Origin of the sequence: Streptomyces sp. NBC_01551 (assembly GCF_026339935.1) — a bacterium.
In the GTDB taxonomy this organism is placed as follows: domain Bacteria; phylum Actinomycetota; class Actinomycetes; order Streptomycetales; family Streptomycetaceae; genus Streptomyces.
In genome coordinates this window covers 3,743,269-3,762,664 of the sequence record NZ_JAPEPX010000001.1, presented here as the reverse complement: position 1 = coordinate 3,762,664, position 19,396 = coordinate 3,743,269, and the positions used below count along the sequence as shown (strand labels likewise).

The 19,396-nt window shown below is 72.2% G+C and carries 18 protein-coding genes; 11 read left to right on the top strand and 7 right to left on the bottom strand.

What is annotated here, in order from left to right; all coding sequences use genetic code 11:
• Positions 1-21: 21 nt before the first annotated feature.
• On the bottom strand, positions 22-951 hold the full coding sequence (locus OG982_RS16935; protein ID WP_266785918.1) for a Ppx/GppA phosphatase family protein: 930 nt from the start codon (positions 949-951) through the stop codon (positions 22-24).
• A gap of 63 nt (positions 952-1,014) precedes the next feature.
• Here OG982_RS16935 and OG982_RS16930 point away from each other — a divergent pair, with 63 nt between their 5' ends.
• A complete protein-coding gene (locus tag OG982_RS16930) occupies positions 1,015-1,821 on the top strand; it encodes a hypothetical protein (protein WP_266785920.1) in 807 nt (268 codons plus the stop codon).
• Here the strand turns inward: OG982_RS16930 and OG982_RS16925 are convergent, their stop codons facing one another.
• Positions 1,822-3,162: a hypothetical protein gene (locus tag OG982_RS16925; protein WP_266949931.1), complete on the bottom strand. Its 1,341-nt coding sequence runs from the start codon at positions 3,160-3,162 to the stop codon at positions 1,822-1,824.
• 819 nt (positions 3,163-3,981) lie between these two features.
• Entirely contained in the window at positions 3,982-4,323 is a 342-nt protein-coding gene (locus OG982_RS16915; protein ID WP_266785924.1) for a hypothetical protein, read from the bottom strand.
• Positions 4,324-4,384: 61 nt separating this feature from the next.
• On the opposite strand from OG982_RS16915, the gene radA reads away from it, so the two are divergent.
• Positions 4,385-5,800 (top strand): DNA repair protein RadA, encoded by a 1,416-nt coding sequence (gene radA / locus OG982_RS16910; protein ID WP_266785926.1) that lies wholly within the window; start codon positions 4,385-4,387, stop codon positions 5,798-5,800.
• Between the two features lie 158 nt (positions 5,801-5,958).
• Positions 5,959-7,083 carry a DNA integrity scanning diadenylate cyclase DisA gene (gene disA / locus OG982_RS16905; protein ID WP_266785928.1) on the top strand — a complete coding sequence of 375 codons (1,125 nt, stop codon included), beginning with the start codon at positions 5,959-5,961 and terminating at the stop codon, positions 7,081-7,083.
• A 39-nt stretch (positions 7,084-7,122) separates the two neighbouring features.
• Here disA and OG982_RS16900 read toward each other — a convergent pair whose 3' ends face one another.
• Positions 7,123-7,857 carry a hypothetical protein gene (locus OG982_RS16900; RefSeq protein WP_323139261.1) on the bottom strand — a complete coding sequence of 245 codons (735 nt, stop codon included), beginning with the start codon at positions 7,855-7,857 and terminating at the stop codon, positions 7,123-7,125.
• Between the two features lie 223 nt (positions 7,858-8,080).
• Here OG982_RS16900 and OG982_RS16895 point away from each other — a divergent pair, with 223 nt between their 5' ends.
• From OG982_RS16895 to OG982_RS16865, 7 genes are all read left to right on the top strand, one after another.
• Complete coding sequence (locus OG982_RS16895; RefSeq protein WP_266948811.1) at positions 8,081-8,689, top strand: phosphatase PAP2 family protein; 609 nt, start codon at positions 8,081-8,083, stop codon at positions 8,687-8,689.
• A gap of 29 nt (positions 8,690-8,718) precedes the next feature.
• Positions 8,719-9,648, top strand: a complete 930-nt coding sequence (locus OG982_RS16890) for an A/G-specific adenine glycosylase (RefSeq protein ID WP_266785934.1) — start codon at positions 8,719-8,721, stop codon at positions 9,646-9,648.
• Between the two features lie 230 nt (positions 9,649-9,878).
• Entirely contained in the window at positions 9,879-10,439 is a 561-nt protein-coding gene (locus OG982_RS16885) for a SigE family RNA polymerase sigma factor (RefSeq protein ID WP_037794920.1), read from the top strand.
• Between the two features lie 38 nt (positions 10,440-10,477).
• The gene (locus OG982_RS16880; RefSeq protein ID WP_266785937.1) at positions 10,478-11,128 is read left to right on the top strand and encodes a hypothetical protein; all 651 of its coding nucleotides are present in this window, start codon (positions 10,478-10,480) and stop codon (positions 11,126-11,128) included.
• 59 nt (positions 11,129-11,187) lie between these two features.
• Positions 11,188-11,895 (top strand): two-component system response regulator CseB, encoded by a 708-nt coding sequence (cseB, locus tag OG982_RS16875; RefSeq protein WP_266785939.1) that lies wholly within the window; start codon positions 11,188-11,190, stop codon positions 11,893-11,895.
• Positions 11,892-13,205 (top strand): two-component system sensor histidine kinase CseC, encoded by a 1,314-nt coding sequence (gene cseC, locus OG982_RS16870; RefSeq protein ID WP_266785942.1) that lies wholly within the window; start codon positions 11,892-11,894, stop codon positions 13,203-13,205. Before cseB ends, cseC begins: the two co-directional genes overlap by 4 nt.
• A gap of 65 nt (positions 13,206-13,270) precedes the next feature.
• A complete protein-coding gene (locus OG982_RS16865) occupies positions 13,271-14,248 on the top strand; it encodes a LamG domain-containing protein (protein ID WP_266785944.1) in 978 nt (325 codons plus the stop codon).
• Between the two features lie 27 nt (positions 14,249-14,275).
• Here OG982_RS16865 and OG982_RS16860 read toward each other — a convergent pair whose 3' ends face one another.
• Positions 14,276-14,899, bottom strand: coding sequence for a M23 family metallopeptidase (locus OG982_RS16860; RefSeq protein ID WP_266785946.1), 624 nt, complete (start codon positions 14,897-14,899; stop codon positions 14,276-14,278).
• Between the two features lie 380 nt (positions 14,900-15,279).
• Positions 15,280-17,805 (bottom strand): ATP-dependent Clp protease ATP-binding subunit, encoded by a 2,526-nt coding sequence (locus OG982_RS16855; protein ID WP_266785948.1) that lies wholly within the window; start codon positions 17,803-17,805, stop codon positions 15,280-15,282.
• A 450-nt stretch (positions 17,806-18,255) separates the two neighbouring features.
• On the opposite strand from OG982_RS16855, the gene OG982_RS16850 reads away from it, so the two are divergent.
• Positions 18,256-18,984: an SCO3374 family protein gene (locus tag OG982_RS16850; RefSeq protein ID WP_266785950.1), complete on the top strand. Its 729-nt coding sequence runs from the start codon at positions 18,256-18,258 to the stop codon at positions 18,982-18,984.
• Here OG982_RS16850 and OG982_RS16845 read toward each other — a convergent pair.
• A complete protein-coding gene (locus tag OG982_RS16845; RefSeq protein WP_266785952.1) occupies positions 18,966-19,301 on the bottom strand; it encodes an Lsr2 family protein in 336 nt (111 codons plus the stop codon). The genes OG982_RS16850 and OG982_RS16845 overlap by 19 nt on opposite strands.
• Positions 19,302-19,396 lie beyond the last annotated feature (95 nt).

The window sequence follows — 19,396 nt, the reverse complement described above, 5'->3', positions numbered from 1 at the left end:
TGTCGCCCCGTCCGGGACCGGTCAGGTGGGGAGGTGGTCCAGGCGGCGGAGGATGACGCCCTCGCGGAGGGCCCAGGGGCAGATTTCCAGGGTCTCCACGCCGAAGAGGTCCATCGCGCCTTCCGCGACCAGCGCGCCCGCGACGAGTTGCGACGCCCTGCCCTCCGAGACGCCGGGGAGGGACGAGCGCTGGGCCGTCGTCATCGCCGCCAGGCGGGGGACCCATTCCTCCAGGGACTTGCGGGTCAGGTCCCGCTGGACGTACAGGCCGTCCGCCGACCGGGCCGCGCCCGCGATCCTCGCCAGCTGCTTGAACGTCTTCGACGTCGCCACCACGTGGTCCGGCACCCCGAACCGGCTGAATTCGCCGACCGTCCGCGCGATCTGCGCCCGCACATGGCGCCGCAGCGCCCGTACGTCAGACGGGTCCGGCGGGTCCCCCGGCAGCCAGCCCGAGGTGAGCCGCCCCGCGCCCAGCGGCAGCGACGCGGCCGCGTACGGCTCCTCGTCGATGCCGAACGCGATCTCCAGCGAGCCGCCGCCGATGTCCAGGACCAGCAGCTTCCCCGCCGACCACCCGAACCACCGCCGGACCGCCAGGAACGTCAGCCGGGCCTCGTCGTCGCCGCTCAGGATCGGCAGGTCGATGCCCGTCTCGGCCTTGACCCGCGCGAGCACCTCGTCCGCGTTGGTGGCCTCCCGTACGGCGCTCGTGGCGAAGGGGAGGACGTCCTCGCACCCCTTGTCCTCCGCGGCCTGCGCCGCGTCCGCGATCACCGAGACGAGACGCTCTATGCCCTCCGGGCTGACGGCGCCGTGCCCGTCGAGCAGCTCCGCCAGCCGCAGTTCCACCTTGTGCGAGTGCGCCGGCAGCGGGCGCGCGCCGGGGTGCGCGTCCACCACCAGCAGGTGGACCGTGTTCGAACCCACATCAAGGACACCGAGTCTCATACGAGGAAACGCTACTGTGCGCCAGGAGTATGGGTGACGTAAGGGGCGCTTAGGCTTGGGTTTGTGCCAAATACGAAGAAGGCCAACAAGTCCAAGTCCCCCAAGAAGGTCAAAGCCGTGGCCGACGAGAAGGGCCTCGACTTCCCCCGGGCCTGGGTGGAGTTCCCCGATCCCGCCGACGACGAGCAGGTCTTCCGCTGTGACCTGACCTGGCTGACCTCCCGCTGGACGTGCATCTTCGGCAGCGGCTGCCAGGGCATCCAGGCCGGCCGGGCTTCGGACGGCTGCTGCACGCTCGGCGCGCACTTCTCCGACGAGGACGACGAGAAGCGCGTCGCGGAGCACGTGGCGCGGCTCACGCCCGAGCTGTGGCAGTTCCACGACGTCGGGACCGAGTCGGGCTGGGTGCAGAAGGACGACGACGGCGAGCGGCAGACCCGCCGCTGGGACGGCGCCTGCATCTTCCTGAACCGGCCCGGATTCCCGGCCGGGGCGGGCTGCTCGCTGCACATCCTGGCGCTCAAGAGCGGCCAGGAGCCGCTGGAGACCAAGCCGGACGTGTGCTGGCAGCTGCCGATCCGCCGTACGTACGACTGGATCGACCGGCCCGACGACACGCGCGTGCTCCAGGTCTCGATCGGCGAGTACGACCGCCGCGGCTGGGGTCCGGGCGGCCACGACCTGCACTGGTGGTGTACGTCGGCCACCTCCGCGCACGGCGCCGGCGATCCGGTGTACGTGTCGTACCGCGCCGAGCTGACGGAGCTGATGGGCAAGGAGGGCTACGAGGCGCTCGTGAAGCTGTGCGAGGCGCGGCTGGCCTCCCTGCTCCCGATGGCTCCGCACCCGGCCGACCCGGACACCGTGTAGCTACGGGCCCGAGGGGGACGGCGCCGGCGTCGGGTCCTGCGGCGCCGGGGAAACCGTTCCTTCTGACGGGGTCGGCGTCGCCGTGGGCGCCGGGGTCGTCGGCTCGGTCGGCGTCGGCGTCGGCGTCGGGTCGCCCGTGTCCACCGGCGTGGGCGTGGGGGTCGGCGTCGGCGTGGGGGTCGGATCGGGGGCCGGCGCCGGGCGGCCCCGCCCCCTGACGGAGACCACCGTGCCGCCGGGGTCGACGCCGACCCGGGCACTCCAGGCGCCCTCGGGCTGGGTCTCGCGGTCCACGGTGATCCGCAGGGTGACCGATTCTCCGGGGGCCAGCGTGCCCGCGGTCGCGCTCGCGCGCAGCCACGGGGCGTCGGACCAGAGCCGCCAGTCCACCGGGGCGCCGCCGGAGCCGGTGAGGGTGAGCCAGGTGACGGCGCCGCGCGAGGACGCGGCCACGCTCAGCCGGCCGGGGGCTCCGGGGCCGGCGCCCTCGGGCGTGGCGGGCGGGCCGATGCTGATGACCTCGACGGAGACGTCGGGTTCGGCGCTGCCCGTGACGAAGCCGGGGCGGCCGGTGGTGTGGACGGTGTTCCCGGCGTTCTCGTAGGCGGCGATCCGGCGCCCGGCGGCGGTCGGCGGGATCTGGGTCTCGCTCGCGGAGATACGGGTCGAGGCGTCGGTGCCGACGGACTCGCCGGTGGCGGGGGCGCCCCGGTAGGCCGCCCACAGGGCCAGGACGGGCGCGGCGACGACGGTGGCCACGACCGTGGTGGTCACCGCCCGGGCCCGCAGCCGGTCGCGCCGGGCCGCGCGGTCCCTGGGGTCCATCGGGAAGCCGGTCCGGTCGAAGCGGGGGCCGGGCCCGCGCCCGCGGCCCCGGCCGGAGCGCAGCATCGCGGCGTGGACGGCGGTGCGTGGAGCCGGGACGAGCGGGAGCGCGGCGGTGTTGATGCCGCCGGAGCCGGGCCAGGGGGCGGCGGCCCCGACGCGCTCGGCGACGCGGCGGCAGCGCGGGCAGTCGTCGACGTGCCGGACGAGTTCGGCCCGCAGGGTGGTGGACAGCAGCAGCTGCCCGTCGCCGCCCTCGGCGGTGAGCCGGGACACGGCGGGGCAGCTGCCGGTCTCGACGACGGCGAGGGCGGCGCGGGTGCGCTCCACCTCGCAGGCGGCGCCGGACAGCAGCTCGCGGGCGACGGGCTGGGGGGTGCCGAGGACGGCGGCGAGTTCGGGGACGCCGAGGCGGTGACGGACGGCGAGTTCGAGGGCCTCGCGCTGCTCGGGGGTGGTCCCGGCGGCCTCGGGCCAGGCGAGGCGGGCGAGTTCGGTACGGCGGTAGGCGTACACGTCGAGGACGTCGAGCCGGTCCGCCGGCCGCCGGTCCGCCGGCCGCGGGGAGGACGGGGACTGCTGCGGGACGTGGGCGGAGTACGGGGCCGGGGATTCGAACGCTCCGTGCGAGGCCGACGCCGCGGGCGAGCCGTAGGTGGCCGACGAGCCGGAGAGGGGCGTCGAGCCCCGCGAGGCGGAGGGACTGTGCGAGCCGTACGGGGCGAGTGGGTCGTACGAGGGAGATGAGGGGGGCGGGGTCTGTGAGGCGTGTGAGTCCTGAGTGCCGGTTGTGGCATGCTGCCCCGCCGCTCCGGGAGCCGCGGCCGGCGCGCGCCCGCGCCCTGTGCGCTCCGGCGTGCGCCGGGCGGAATGCGCTCCCTGGCGTGTGCGCCTCCGCTCCGAGAGCCGGCGCAGGCAGGCCCACCGGGCGAGGGCGTACAGCCAGGCCCGCCGGTCGCCCTCGTCGGGACATCGGCCGGGATGGCGTTCGGCGACGGCCAGGACGTCGCCGAGCACGTCGGTGGCGGTGTCGTGATCGCACAGGACCGACAGGCAGTACGTGAACAGGCCGTCCAGGTAGGGCTCGTGCCGGAAGGGAGGCGGCGTCACCTCGTCCGCGGCGTCCTCGGAGGGAGTGCGCCCGTGCGCCCGGTGTGCGCCGGTGCGCGATGCGGGGTGTCGCTGGTTGCTGCTGCTCACCTGGGTGACCGTAGGGCGCACGCGGGTGACGGCCCGGAAGCCTTCAGCACATTTAGCCCTTACGGGTGAACAGATCGGGCCCCTGCTGACAGCCGCCCTGACGCCGCGCCGCCCGGGCCGCCCGCGGCGCCCCCGTCACTCCTTGATCTCCCGCACCAGCACGCCCTCCTCGTCGTAGTGCTCCAGCCCGAACGGCCGGCCGAGCAGGCGCAGCAGCCCGGCGACGACGTCGAGGCGCTGCGGGTCGGCGACGCCGTTGAGCAGTACCCCGGTCTCGATCGGGTCGATCTCGAACGACGCCCACGCGGTCTCGACTTCGTACCCCTCCCGGGAGGAGGAGCGGGAGCTCCAGCCGGCCCGGACGAACAGCCCGGCCACGGCCGCCGCCGAGCGCAGTCCCATCACCTGGCCGCAGACGCTGATCTCGGCCTCCGACCAGCGCGGATCGAGGGGCGCGCCCTCGTCGTTCATGTCCATGGCCCCGGTATATCCGCCGCGCCCCGCGGGGCTGTCGGTGGGGGCGGCTACGGTGGGGCGCATGGCTGCCCGTACATCTCGTTCATCCGCCAAGGACCGGCCGTCCTACCGCTGTACCGAGTGCGGGTACACCACCGCGAAGTGGCTCGGGCGCTGCCCCGAGTGCCAGGCCTGGGGGACGGTCGAGGAGCTCGGCGGCGCGCCGGCCGTCCGGACCACGGCGGCCGGCCGGGTCTCCGCGCCCGCGCTGCCGATCGCGCAGGTCGACGGCCGGACGGCCACCGCGCGCAGCACCGGCGTGGACGAGCTGGACCGGGTGCTCGGCGGCGGGCTCGTGCCCGGGGCCGTCGTGCTGCTCGCGGGCGAGCCGGGCGTCGGCAAGTCGACGCTGCTGCTGGACGTGGCGGCGAAGGCGGCGAGCGAGGCGCACCGCACCCTGTACGTCACGGGCGAGGAGTCGGCGAGCCAGGTGCGGCTGCGGGCCGACCGGATCAACGCGCTCAGCGATCACCTCTACCTCGCCGCGGAGACCGATCTGTCGGCGGTGCTGGGGCACCTCGACGCCGTGAAGCCCTCGCTGCTGATCCTGGACTCCGTACAGACGGTGGCCTCCCCCGAGATCGACGGGGCGCCGGGCGGCATGGCCCAGGTGCGGGAGGTGGCCGGGGCGCTGATCCGGGCCTCCAAGGAGCGCGGGATGGCCACGCTGCTGGTCGGCCACGTCACCAAGGACGGGGCGATCGCCGGTCCCCGGCTGCTGGAGCACCTGGTGGACGTCGTCCTGAGCTTCGAGGGCGACCGGCACGCGCGGCTGCGGCTGGTGCGCGGCGTGAAGAACCGGTACGGCGCGACGGACGAGGTCGGCTGCTTCGAGCTCCACGACGAGGGGATCACCGGCCTCGCCGACCCCAGCGGGCTCTTCCTGACCCGGCGCGCGGAGGCGGTGCCGGGGACCTGTCTGACGGTGACGCTGGAGGGCAAGCGTCCGCTGGTCGCGGAGGTGCAGGCGCTGACGGTGGACTCGCAGATCCCCTCGCCCCGGCGGACCACGTCCGGGCTGGAGACCTCCCGGGTCTCGATGATGCTGGCGGTGCTGGAGCAGCGCGGCCGGATCACCGCGCTCGGCAAGCGGGACATCTACAGCGCGACGGTGGGCGGGGTGAAGCTCACCGAGCCCGCGGCCGACCTGGCGATCGCGCTCGCGCTGGCATCCGCCGCCAGTGACGTGCCGCTGCCGAAGAACCTGGTCGCGATCGGGGAGGTCGGCCTGGCGGGTGAGGTGCGGCGGGTGACCGGCGTACAGCGGCGGCTCGCGGAGGCGCACCGGCTGGGGTTCACGCACGCGCTGGTGCCGGTGGATCCGGGGCGGGTGCCGGCGGGGATGAAGGTGACGGAGGTCGCCGACATGGGTGACGCGCTACGGGCGTTGCCGCGCGGGCGCTCGCGCACGAAGGGCGCCGAGCGGGACCCGAACTGACGGAACTGGGAGCGGATTGGCTGGTCAGGGGGTCCGCGGAAGGCCCCTCGGCGGCCTTGCCGGTCAAGCCACGGCGGGGCCGCGCGGCGCGCCGGTAGACTTTGGGCTGGTCCGCCCGGCCGTACGCAGGCGGCGCAACCCGCGACCGGAGGAGTGCAGTGGCAGCCAAGGACGGGGCAGCAGCATCCGGCAAGTCGGGAGCGAGCTCCAAGCAGGAGGCCATGATGCGTGCCTCGCTGAGCGCGGTCGCACCTGGTCAGCCGCTGCGTGACGGCCTGGAACGGATCGTTCGCGGCAACACCGGCGGGCTGATCGTCCTCGGGATGGACAAGTCCGTCGAGGCGATGTGCACCGGCGGTTTCGTGCTGGACGTGGAGTTCACCGCGACGCGGCTGCGGGAGCTGTGCAAGCTCGACGGCGCGCTGATCCTGGACAAGGACATCACCAAGATCCTGCGGGCGGGCGTGCAGCTGGTGCCGGACGCGTCGATTCCGACGGAGGAGACGGGGACGCGGCACCGGACCGCGGACCGGGTCTCGAAGCAGTGCGGCTTCCCGGTCGTCTCGGTGTCGCAGTCGATGCGCCTGATCGCGCTGTACGTCGACGGCGAACGCCGTGTCCTGGAGGAGTCCGGGGCGATCCTGTCGCGGGCGAACCAGGCGCTGGCGACGCTGGAGCGGTACAAGCTCCGCCTGGACGAGGTGGCCGGGACGCTGTCCGCGCTGGAGATCGAGGACCTGGTCACGGTGCGCGACGTGACGGCGGTCGCGCAGCGGCTGGAAATGGTGCGCCGGATCGCGACGGAAATCGCGGAGTACGTGGTCGAGCTGGGCACGGACGGGCGGCTGCTCTCCCTCCAGCTGGACGAGCTGACGGTGGGCATCGAGCAGGAACGCGAGCTGGTCATCCGGGACTACGTGCCGGAGCCGACGGCGAAGCGGTCGCGGACGGTGGACGAGGCGCTGCCGGCGCTGGACGCGCTGTCGCACCCGGAGCTGCTGGAACTGGGCATCGTCGCGCGGGCGCTGGGGTACACGGGCTCCCCGGAGACGCTGGACTCGGCGGTGTCCCCGCGGGGCTACCGGCTGCTGGCGAAGGTGCCGAGGCTGCCGGGGGCCATCATCGAGCGGCTGGTCGAGCACTTCGGCGGGCTGCAGAAGCTGCTGGCGGCGTCGGTGGACGACCTCCAGACGGTCGACGGCGTCGGCGAAGCCCGTGCGCGCAGCGTCCGCGAGGGCCTGTCCCGCCTGGCGGAATCCTCGATCCTGGAACGCTACGTCTAACCCCCCGAGCGGCCCCCGGGAGCGGGGGCCGGAGCGGGGTCAGTCCTGCTTCAGGACGAACGAGGTCCGGGCCACCGGCATGCCGGGGGACTTGACCTCGACCACGTACGTGTCCGGGGCCACGGCCTGCGCCGGAGGCGACTGGCACTGGGAGGCCGCGCTCGGCTTGCGGTCCCACTCCAGGGAGTGCTTCGTCTCGCCCTGTCCCGGCAGGCGGAAGAAGACGTTCCCCGCGCCCGTCGGGCAGTCCGCCGAGGACCAGACGGCCTTGGTGCCCGTCGCCTGGAGGATCGTCAGCACCGCCTGCTTCGGTCCGAGGTCGACCTTGCACGTCGTGCCGGACGTGTTGCGCGCGATCAGTTCGAGGCGGGGCTTCTCGTTCGCCTCGTACTCGTTCTTCACGCTCCGCACCTCCCACTGGAGGGACGTCGGCGCGCAGGTGGGGAGCGGGGAGTCCGCGGGGAGCGCCTGCCCGGGGGCGGCGGAGCCCCCGCCCGAGCCGGCGGAGCCTCCGGACTCGGTGGATCCGCCGCCGCCCTCCGAGGAGCTCGGGTCGCCGCTCGGCTCGCCGTTCTTGCCCGGGCCACCGCCCGACTCGCCGCGGCCGCCCGGCGCCTGACTGATCGCCGGGCCAGTGCCGGAGGGCCCCGGGGTGATGGACTTGACCGGGTCGCGGCCGTCGCCGCCCTTGCCGTTCGTACTCGACTTCCCCCCACCGGAACTGACGGTCCATACGGCGAGGAGCGCGAGGAGCGCGACAACGGAAGCCAGCACAGCCCTCCGTCGCCAGTAGATGGAGGAGGGGAGCGGCCCGACCGGATTGCGCAGAGATCCCACGGACGGAACTTTACGAGAGTCCGGGACCCGATCCGCGCCCCCCATGCCGCGCGTTCCGCTTGTTTTGCCGATGATCATCCTGCGGGAGGACACCGGACCGCCCGGAATCGGCCAACAGTCGCATGCGGGACGTAATCGGACATCAGTACGCTCGGTGACCATGGACAGTTCACGCCTTTACCTCGACATCACCGGCTTCGCGCACTCCACACCCGGATGGGTGCAGTCGCTGTTCGAGGCCTGGACGCGGTACGGACTGTTCGTCTTCGGTCTGCTCTTCGTCGCCGTGTGGTGGCGAGCCCGCCGCCAGGACGGTTCCCGCGCCGTGGCGCTCGCCATCCTCGCCCCGCTGGCGACCGCCGTCGCCTACGTCGTCTCGGAGCTGGTCAAGTCCGTCGTGGACGAGGAGCGGCCCTGCCGGGCCGTTGCCGGGGCGGCGATCCCGCTGGTGGAGTGCCCCGCCTTCGGGGACTGGTCGTTCCCCAGCAACCACTCCGCCATCGCCGGCGCCGCCGCCGTCGCGCTGGCCCTGGCCGTCCGCCGGCTCGCGGCGGTGACGATCCCGCTCGCGCTGCTGATGGCCTTCTCCCGGGTCTTCGTCGGCGTGCACTACCCGCACGACGTGACCCTCGGCCTGCTGCTCGGCGGCTCGCTGGCCGCGCTGCTCGTCCTCGGGTTCGCCGGTCGGATCAGTACGATCACCGCCGCCATGCGGGCGAGCGGCGGCCGCGCGGCTGTCTGGTTCACCGGTCCGGGACCGGCGAGGTAGGCCCAAAACATGCCAGGATGCCGTTTGCCATGACTGCGACCCCGGTATCCCCCGCCACCGTCACCACCCCCGACGTGTCCCACGCCCTGCACTCCCCCGTGATCGCGTGGTTCGACGAGCACGCCCGCGACCTGCCCTGGCGCCGCCCCGAGGCCGGCCCCTGGGGGGTCATGGTCAGCGAGTTCATGCTCCAGCAGACCCCCGTCAGCCGGGTCCTTCCGGTGTACGAGCAGTGGCTCGCCCGGTGGCCCCGGCCCGCCGACCTGGCCGCCGAGGCCCCCGGCGAGGCGGTTCGGGCCTGGGGCCGGCTCGGCTACCCGCGCCGGGCGCTGCGCCTGCACGGCGCGGCCGTCGCGATAACGGACCGGCACGGCGGCGACGTACCCCGCGACCACGCGCAGCTGCTCGCACTGCCCGGCATCGGCGAGTACACGGCCGCCGCCGTGGCCTCCTTCGCCTACGGGCAGCGGCACGCGGTGCTCGACACCAACGTCCGGCGGGTCTTCGCCCGCACCTCCACCGGAGTCGAGTACCCGCCGAACGCCACCACGGCCGCCGAGCGGCGCCTGGCCCGGGCGCTGCTGCCCGAGGACGAGGAGACCGCCGCGCGCTGGGCGGCGGCCTCCATGGAGCTGGGCGCCCTGGTGTGCACGGCGAAGTCCCCGGACTGCGCGCGCTGCCCGGTGGCCGGGCTGTGCGCGTGGCGGCTGGCCGGGAAGCCGGCCCACGAGGGGCCGCCGCGGCGCGGGCAGACGTACGCCGGGACGGACCGGCAGGTGCGCGGCAAGCTGCTCGCCGTACTCCGGGAGGCGGTGGGGCCGGTTCCGGGGGCCCTGCTGGACACCGTCTGGGACGAGCCCGTGCAGCGGGCCCGGGCGCTGGACGGGCTGGTCTCGGACGGGCTGGTGGAGCCGCTCGCGCAGGGCATGTACCGGCTTCCGCAGAGCTCGCCGAACTGATCCGGCGGCGGCCCGCACCCCCTGATAGGTTCATGACTCAACCATTCCGGTTGTGACGGTGAAACCCCAGCTCAAGGGCACTGTTACACAACCTATGGGTGTCCGTGCGCCCTCCGAAGGCTGACCCGCACAGCTCCGTGACAACGCCTCCGTACCTTCGGATCCGTAAGACAGCGGAATCCGCAAGACAGCGGACGAGCGGGTTCGACGGAACGGGGAGGCGGTCTGAGATGGCGCACGGCGAGGTACTCGAGTTCGAGGACTACGTACGCACTCGACAGGACGCCCTCCTGCGCAGCGCCCGGCGCCTGGTCCCGGACCCGACGGACGCGCAGGACCTCCTGCAGACCGCCCTCGTGCGCACCTACGGCCGCTGGGACGGCATCGCCGACAAGTCCCTCGCCGACGCCTACCTGCGCCGGGTCATGATCAACACCCGGACCGAGTGGTGGCGGGCCCGCAAGCTCGAAGAGGTCCCCACCGAGCAGCTCCCCGACGCCTCCGTCGAGGACGGCTCCGACCAGCGCGCCGACCGCGCCCTGCTGATGGACATCCTCAAGGTGCTCGCGCCCAAGCAGCGCAGTGTGGTGGTGCTGCGACACTGGGAGCAGATGAGCACCGAGGAGACGGCCGCGGCGCTCGGCATGTCGGCGGGAACCGTGAAGAGCACTCTGCACCGCGCACTGGCCAGGCTCCGGCAGGAGCTGGAGAGCCGGGACCTGGACATGCGTGCGCTCGAACGCGGTGACCACACCAGCCGTTACGAGGGGCGGGAGCGGTGCGCGGCCTGACTGGCCAAAGCCTGAGCGGCAGAAGTTCGCTGGTGCTGATGTCGGCGGGGACGGTCGTCCTCGTCGGCACAGTGCTGTTCGCGGTCGGTTGTTCCAGCGGAGGCACGGGGCTCAAGGACGGCGGGCCGGCCCGCACCGAATCCGTGTCCAAGACGGCCCCGCCGGCGGCCGTCGTGCCCCACGCCTCGGGCGGGTCCACGGTCTCGCCCGCGCCCTCGGGGCGGCCGGCGCTCACGAAGATCGACCCGGTCGCCCTGCTGAAGGCGGACCCGAAGGTCAGCGCCGAGATCAAGCGGAACCTCAAGCCCTGCACGGGCAAGGAGTACCCGATCGACGTCAGCTACGGGAAGGTCACCGGGGGCGACGCCGTCGACGTCGTCGTGAACGTGCTGTCCTGCGCCGACGCGCTCGGCCGGGGCTCGTACGTGTACCGGTCGGAGGGCGGCAGGTACGAGAATGTCTTCGCGGACGAGCAGCCACCCGTCTACGCGGAGATCGACCGGGGCGAGCTGGTGCTCACCAAGCCGGTCTACGCGAAGACCGACGCGCTCGACTACCCCTCCGGCGAGGACGTGATCACGTACCGCTGGAGCGGGGAGGGGTTCACCGAGCAGGACCGCGTGTACACGGAGTACAGCAACGTGGACGGCGGGGGCCAGCCGGCGCCTGCGGTCACGCTGAAGAACTGACTCGCGAACACCACCACACCCGTACACACGTACCCAGAGGAACCGAAGCGAGGCTGGGCATGGCCGAGACCCATGTGCTGTTTGTGGAGGACGACGACGTCATCCGCGAAGCCACGACCCTGGCGCTGGAGCGCGACGGGTTCGTGGTCACCGCCATGCCCGACGGGCTGTCCGGACTGGAGTCCTTCCGCGCCGACCGGCCCGACATCGCACTGCTCGACGTGATGGTCCCCGGCATGGACGGCGTCAGCCTGTGCCGGCGGATCCGCGACGAGTCCACCGTCCCGGTGATCATGCTGTCGGCGCGCGCGGACTCCATCGACGTCGTCCTCGGCCTGGAGGCGGGCGCCGACGACTACGTCACCAAGCCCTTCGACGGCTCGGTGCTCGTCGCCCGGATCCGCGCCGTGCTGCGCCGCTTCGGCCACGCGGGCGGCGCGAACGGCGGGGGCCGGGGCGACGGCGACGCGGACGGCGAGCGCGGGGTGCTCACCTTCGGCGAGCTGGAGGTCGACACCGAGGGCATGGAGGTACGCAAGTCGGGCGCCCCGGTCGCGCTGACGCCCACCGAGATGCGGCTGCTGCTGGAGTTCTCCTCCGCGCCCGGCACCGTCCTGTCGCGCGACCGCCTGCTGGAGCGGGTCTGGGACTACGACTGGGGCGGCGACACCCGCGTCGTGGACGTCCACGTCCAGCGACTGCGCACCAAGATCGGACAGGACCGGATCGAAACGGTCCGAGGCTTCGGATACAAGCTGAAGGCATGAGGAGCGTCACCTTCCGTACCGGGATCCGCTGGAAGATCACACTCGCCGTCGCCGCCGTGGGCGCCCTCATCGCGGTCGCGCTGAGTCTGGTGGTGCACAGCGCTGCCCGGGTGTCGATGCTGGAGAGCGCCCGCGACTCGCAGCTCGAACGCGTGCAGTTCATCTCCCGCTACGCCGACTCCGGCCGCAAGCTGCCGATGAACGCCAAGATCAACGACCCGGAGGTGCCCGGCGACCTGCGCAAGACCGCCCAGTCCGGCCGGCGCGGCACCTACGTCCAGGAGAACCCGAAGGGCCTGCCCGAGGTGTGGGCCGCCGTCCCGCTCGGCAATGGGCAGATCCTGACGCTGCACTCCAAGTTCGTCGAGAACGCGAAGGTCATACGCGACCTCGACCGGGCCCTGGTGGTCGGCTCGCTCGCGGTCATCATCGGCGGCTCGGCGCTCGGCGTGCTCATCGGCGGCCAGATCTCGCGCCGGCTGCGCAAGGCCGCGGCCGCCGCGCAGCGGGTGGCGCACGGGGATCCCGACGTACGGGTGCGGGACGCGGTCGGCGGCGTCGTACGGGACGAGACCGACGACCTCGCGCGGGCCGTGGACGCCATGGCCGACGCCCTCCAGCAGCGGCTGGAGGCGGAGCGGCGGGTGACGGCCGACATCGCGCACGAGCTGCGGACCCCGGTGACGGGCCTGCTCACGGCGGCGGAGCTGCTGCCTCCGGGCCGGCCGACCGAGCTGGTGCGGGACCGGGCGCAGGCGATGCGGGCGCTGGTCGAGGACGTACTGGAGGTGGCCCGGCTGGACAGCGCGTCCGAGCGGGCGGAGCTCCAGGAAGTGGCGCTGGGCGAGTTCGTGAGCCGGCGGGTGAGCGCGCTGATGCCGGAGGCGACGGTACGGGTGGTCGCGGACGAGATCGTCAGCACCGACCCGCGCCGGCTGGAGCGGATCCTCGGGAACCTGCTGGCCAACGCCGCGCGGTACGGGCAGGCGCCCATCCAGGTCGACATCGAGGGCCGGGTCGTCCGCGTCCGGGACCACGGGCCGGGCTTCCCCGAGGCGCTGCTGCGCGAGGGGCCGAGCCGGTTCCGCACCGGGTCGACGGACCGCGCCGGCGTGGGGCACGGCCTCGGGCTGACCATCGCGGAGGGACAGGCGCGGGTGCTGGGCGCCCGGCTGACGTTCCGCAACGTGGCGGCGCCGGGCGGCTGGGAGTCCGAGGGCAGGGCGGCGGGCGCGGTGGCGGTGCTGTGGCTGCCCGAGCACGCGCCGACGGCGACGGGGAGCTTCCCGATCATCACGCTGCCGCAGTAGCCCGGCGTCAGCCGCCGGAGGGGCCCCTTCCGGGGTGATCCGGGAGACGGCCTAGCATCCGGGGCATGTCCTACGGCACACCTCCCCCGAGCACCCCGCAGCCCGAGCCCGCCTACGGCTACCCGCGCTACCCCGCGGAGCCGGACTGGGAGGCCCTGAGCGAGCGCGCCGAGACGCAGCGGCGCCGCAAGCGGCTCTGGGCGTGGGGCGGCGCGGCGACCGTACTGGCGCTGCTGGCGGGCGGCGGGGCGTACCTGCTGGCCGCCGGAGGGCCGGGGACGACCCCGGAGGCGAAGAACGGCCGGCCCACCGCGCCGGCCTCGGGCTCGGGCTCGCCGAAGCCCGGCGCGTCGGACCCGTCGAAGAATCCGGCACTGGTGGCGGGCGAGCCGAAGGTGATCCGCGACGTGTACGGCGGTGTGGGCCTGCGGATGGGCGACGACGCCTCGGTGGTCCCGCTCGGCAGCAAGCACGAGGTCAAGATGCGGGCGAACTCGAAGTCGTACGCCCAGGCGTCGGAGCGGGTCGTGGAGACGACCAGGAGCTTCACGGTCACGGCGCGGGTGTACAACCTGGCCGAGAAGACGTCGCGGATCGCGGTCAGCCAGGGCGACGGGGAGTCGTTCACCTTCGAGCTGGGCGGGGACCAGGTGAACGGCCGGCTCACCTGGGTGTTCCGCGTCCAGACGGGCGACCAGGGGGCCTCGTCCACGGCGCGTACCGTCGCGGCCGAGGGGCCGGCTCCGAAGAAGGTCCGCACGACGCTGACGGCGACGTACGACGCCGGGAAGAAGACGATCGCGCTCTACGTGGACGGGAAGCCCGCCGGCAAGCCGGAGCAGGTCTCCGGCATCTGGCAGGGCCCCGGCCCCTTCCAGCTGGGCCGGGCCCGCCATCACGGGCTGTGGAGCGGCGCCTGGTCCGGGTCCATGGACCGGGTGCGGGTCTTCGACACCGCCCTGTCGGCGGAGCAGGTTGCCGCGTACCAGGCGGGCAAGCTGGACCCGGCGGTCAAGCCGAGCCACTCGTGGCTGGTCGGCTGACCGGCCGCGGGTTCAGCGGGCGGACGATCAGACCGTCACGCCGGCGTTGCGCAGGAAGGACATCGGGTTGACGGCCGAGCCGTAGTTCGCGGTGGTGCGGATCTCGAAGTGCAGGTGCGGACCGCTGGAGTTGCCGGTGTTGCCGGACAGGGCGATCAGCTGGTTCTTGGCGACCTTCTGGCCGATCGAGACCTTGATCTTCGAGAGGTGCGCGTACTGGGAGTACGTGTTGTTCGCGTGCTTGATCACGATGGCGTTGCCGTACGCCGGGCCGTCGCCGCCGCCGTTGGGGCCGGCCTTGACGACCGTGCCGGCGCTGGCCGCGTGGACCGCGGTGCCGGTCGGGACGGCGAAGTCCTGGCCGGAGTGCTTGTGGGACCACATGGTGCCGCCCTTGCCGAAGGTGGCGGAGAGCGTGTAGACGGAGACCGGCTTGGCCCACAGGGCGGAGGCCTCCGACTTCTCGGACTTCTCCGCCTTCTTGGCCTGGGCCTGGGCCTGGGCGGCCACCAGGTGGGCGGTACCGGTCACGGAGGGGGCCTCGTCGGCGAAGGCGGCGGTCGTCCCCGCCCCGAGAGCCAGCGTGACACCGAGACCGGTGGCGACGAGGGCGGTGCGGGTACGACGGGTGCTGACGCGCTTCGCGAACATGTGGAGACCTCCGGGGCCGGGGACAAGGACGTGGGGCAACAAGCGACCCGGCACTCCGCCACTGCGGATGCCGGGCTTGCCCAACCTTGGTAACCCGTGCCCCCGGACTTCCCCAAACGTCCCGATTACTACCGGAGCTCGTAACGGAGGAATTCCTCCCGACCCGGTTGACCCCTCCCCGCCTGCGGTGACAGGCGCGGCAAATCGGACACTGGATCTACGAAACGCCCTCGTAGGTCCGTTTTGTTCTGTGCGGCTTGTCACCGGCGGAGACCCCTGGCCACCTCCGGGCGCCCTGCTCAGGGACCGCGAAAAGGGGCGGCCCCGGAACCGTGAGGTCCCGGGGCCGCCCCTTCGTACTGCTGCCTGCGGCTACCCGCTCAGGCGCCCTTGGAGAGGTCCGGGCCGGAGCCCGTGGCCTCGATCGGGGGGAGGTCCGGCAGGGCCGACTTCTCCTCGCCTCGGAAGGTGAACTTGGCGTCGTCGCCCTCACCCTCCACACCCACGACCACGATGTGACCGGGACGCAGCTCGCCGAAGAGGATCTTCTCCGACAGCATGTCCTCGATCTCGCGCTGGATGGTCCGGCGCAGCGGGCGGGCACCCATGATCGGGTCGTAGCCGCGCTTGGCCAGGAGCTGCTTCGCGTCACCGCTGAGCTCGATGCCCATGTCGCGGTCCTTGAGGCGCTCGTCCACCTTGGCGATCATCAGGTCGACGATCTGGATGATGTCTTCCTGCGTGAGCTGGTGGAAGACGACCGTGTCGTCGACACGGTTGAGGAACTCGGGCCGGAAGTGCTGCTTGAGCTCTTCGTTGACCTTCGCCTTCATCCGGTCGTATCCGGTCTTCGTGTCGCCCTGGGCCGCGAAGCCCAGGTTGAAGCCCTTCGAGATGTCCCGCGTACCCAGGTTGGTCGTCATGATGATGACCGTGTTCTTGAAGTCCACGACCCGGCCCTGGGAGTCGGTCAGGCGACCGTCCTCCAGGATCTGGAGAAGGGAATTGAAGATATCCGGGTGCGCCTTCTCGACCTCGTCGAAGAGGACGACGGAGAACGGCTTCCGGCGGACCTTCTCGGTCAGCTGGCCGCCCTCTTCGTAGCCCACGTAGCCGGGGGGCGAACCGAAGAGACGCGAAACCGTGTGCTTCTCGCTGAACTCCGACATGTCGAGGGAGATCAGCGCGTCCTCGTCGCCGAAGAGGAATTCGGCGAGCGTCTTGGACAGCTCGGTCTTACCGACACCGGACGGACCGGCGAAGATGAACGAGCCACCCGGACGCTTCGGGTCCTTCAGACCCGCACGGGTACGGCGGATCGCCTGGGAGAGCGCCTTGATGGCGTCCTTCTGGCCGATGACCCGACGGTGGAGCTCGTCCTCCATGCGGAGCAGTCGTGAGGACTCCTCCTCGGTGAGCTTGAAGACGGGAATGCCGGTCGCGGTCGCGAGGACCTCGGCGATGAGCTCGCCGTCGACCTCGGCGACGACGTCCATGTCGCCGGCCTTCCATTCCTTCTCGCGCTTGGCCTTCGCCGCCAGCAGCTGCTTCTCCGAATCACGGAGAGACGCCGCCTTCTCGAAGTCCTGGGAGTCGATGGCCGACTCCTTGTCGCGACGCACGTTCGCGATCTTCTCGTCGAACTCGCGGAGGTCCGGCGGCGCGGTCATCCGGCGGATGCGCATCCGGGAGCCGGCCTCGTCGATCAGGTCGATCGCCTTGTCCGGCAGGAAGCGGTCCGAGATGTACCGGTCGGCCAGGGTGGCCGCCTGCACGAGGGCCTCGTCCGTGATGGAGACACGGTGGTGGGCCTCGTAGCGGTCGCGCAGGCCCTTGAGGATCTCGATGGTGTGCGGGAGGGAAGGCTCCGCCACCTGGATCGGCTGGAAGCGGCGCTCAAGGGCCGCGTCCTTCTCAAGGTGCTTGCGGTACTCGTCCAGCGTCGTGGCACCGATGGTCTGGAGCTCACCACGGGCCAGCATGGGCTTCAGGATGCTGGCGGCGTCGATCGCGCCCTCGGCGGCGCCCGCACCCACGAGGGTGTGGAGCTCGTCGATGAACAGGATGATGTCGCCGCGGGTGCGGATCTCCTTCAGCACCTTCTTGAGGCGCTCTTCGAAGTCACCGCGGTAACGGGAACCGGCGACCAGGGCGCCCAGGTCAAGGGTGTAGAGGTGCTTGTCCTTGAGGGTCTCGGGCACCTCGCCCTTGACGATCGCCTGGGCCAGGCCCTCGACGACGGCGGTCTTGCCGACGCCGGGCTCGCCGATGAGCACCGGGTTGTTCTTGGTCCGGCGCGACAGCACCTGCATGACCCGCTCGATCTCCTTCTCGCGCCCGATGACCGGGTCGAGCTTGGATTCGCGGGCAGCCTGGGTGAGGTTGCGGCCGAACTGGTCCAGGACGAGCGAGGTCGAGGGGGTGCCCTCGGCCGGGCCGCCGGCGGTGGCCGACTCCTTGCCGCCTCCGGAGTAGCCGGAGAGCAGCTGGATGACCTGCTGCCTGACTCGGTTGAGATCGGCGCCCAGCTTCACGAGGACCTGGGCGGCGACGCCCTCGCCCTCGCGGATCAGGCCGAGCAGGATGTGCTCGGTGCCGATGTAGTTGTGGCCGAGCTGGAGGGCCTCTCGGAGCGAAAGCTCCAGGACCTTCTTCGCCCGCGGGGTGAAGGGGATGTGGCCGGACGGGGCCTGCTGCCCCTGACCGATGATCTCCTCAACCTGCTGGCGAACAGCCTCGAGCGAAATCCCGAGGCTCTCCAGGGCCTTAGCGGCGACACCCTCACCCTCGTGGATCAAGCCCAGGAGGATGTGCTCGGTGCCGATGTAGTTGTGGTTGAGCATCCGGGCTTCTTCCTGAGCCAGGACGACAACCCGCCGCGCGCGGTCGGTGAACCTCTCGAACATCGTTTATCGCTCCTCAGAGCGGTCGGGCAGTTCGGGGTCGGTCCCCGCCCTGTCCTTCCGCATGCTAGTCCCGCGGGGCGGGACAGCTCATTCCAACTGCCGACATCCGTCCGCGGCTCACCCCGACATCGGTAGGGAAAACCGGCTTGAAGAGCCGACAACTGCTCCAACCCGATGGTGCGAGACGATGTTCCCGCAGGCCAGGCAGATACCCGTCACAGGTGTACGCCGATGGCGAACGGAAGCCGCTCAAATCAGCGTGTCGCCCCGTACCACTAGGAATGTCTTACCCGTAAGCACTGACACTCCATGCTCTCAGCACCGGTTCCCTCCGCTAAGGGCGAACACGCTTGCGTCTCGAATGTAGGACACGAGCCCCGCGGATGTTTACGTTCCGCATCCATGACGGCGCGGTGCGTAACCCCGGAGCGTTTCGGGAGTTGCTCCGGTATGGCTGTCAACGTGCCGCCCCCCGCGCCCGTTCCCCCCGCCACCGTCCCGCTGTCGCGGAGCGCCTCCGAGGGCCCGCGGGAGGCGGTGGGAGCCTCCCGGGCGCCGGACCGGGCCTACGCCCTCTGGTACGGGCGGGAGCTCGGCTGGAGCCTCGTGGGCGGGCCGCCCGGGCAGCTGGACACCGGGACCCGGTTCGACGTGCTGGAGCTGCCCTCCGACGCCGGCGGACAGCTGCTGCGCAGGCCGGTCCCCACCGGTCCGGTGGCGGTCATGGGCCGCCGGATGCGCTTCCTCGTGGCCCCGGGGAGCGCGGAGGAGCTGGACGGGCTGCTCGACTGGCTGGAGTGGGGCGGGGTCGCCCTGGATCTCGCCGCCCTGGGTCCGGGCGGCCGGATCACCGCCCCGGCGCCGCCGGGCCATCCCGTCCACGAGGGGAGTTCCCGGGGGGCCGCCGTGTGGCTGCGGCCCCCCGAGCAGGGGTGCGAGGCACTTCTGCCCGCCCTGTCCGGTCCCGGACGGGGCGCCGGTCCCGGGCTGACGAGCGCCGGGCCCGATCTCGTACGCCTGGTCGCCGCGGCGGCGACGGAATGCCACCGGGCGCGGCTGCGGCGCCGTACGCCCCTGCGGAGCGCCGTGGCCGGACCCTGCGCGGGCCGGCCGGGCCGGATCCTGACGGATCAGACCCTGACGGGTCGGGCCCTGACGGGTCAGGCCCGGTTCTCGTAGGCCTCGCGGATCTCCTGCGGGACGCGCCCGCGGTCGTTGACGCTCATGCCCTTGGACTTCGCCCAGGCACGGATCTCGGCGGTGTCCGGGTTGCCGGAGGGCGCGGCGGTGCGGCCCTTGGCGCGGCCGGTGGAGGCGCGCCCACCGGTGCGGCGGCCGCCCTTCGTGTACGGGTCGAGCAGACCGCGGAGCTTTTCAGCGTTGGCGGTGGTGAGGTCGATCTCGTAGGTCTTGCCATCCAGAGCGAACGTCACGGTCTCGTCCGCCTCGCCACCGTCGAGGTCGTCGACAAGAAGGACCTGAACCTTCTGTGCCACCGGATTTCCTTTCATCGAAAATGCAGTACGCGGAAAGGAAACCGCTTTTGCCTGGAAAACACAAACCCCCGGCGAGAGGTTCAGGACCACAACAG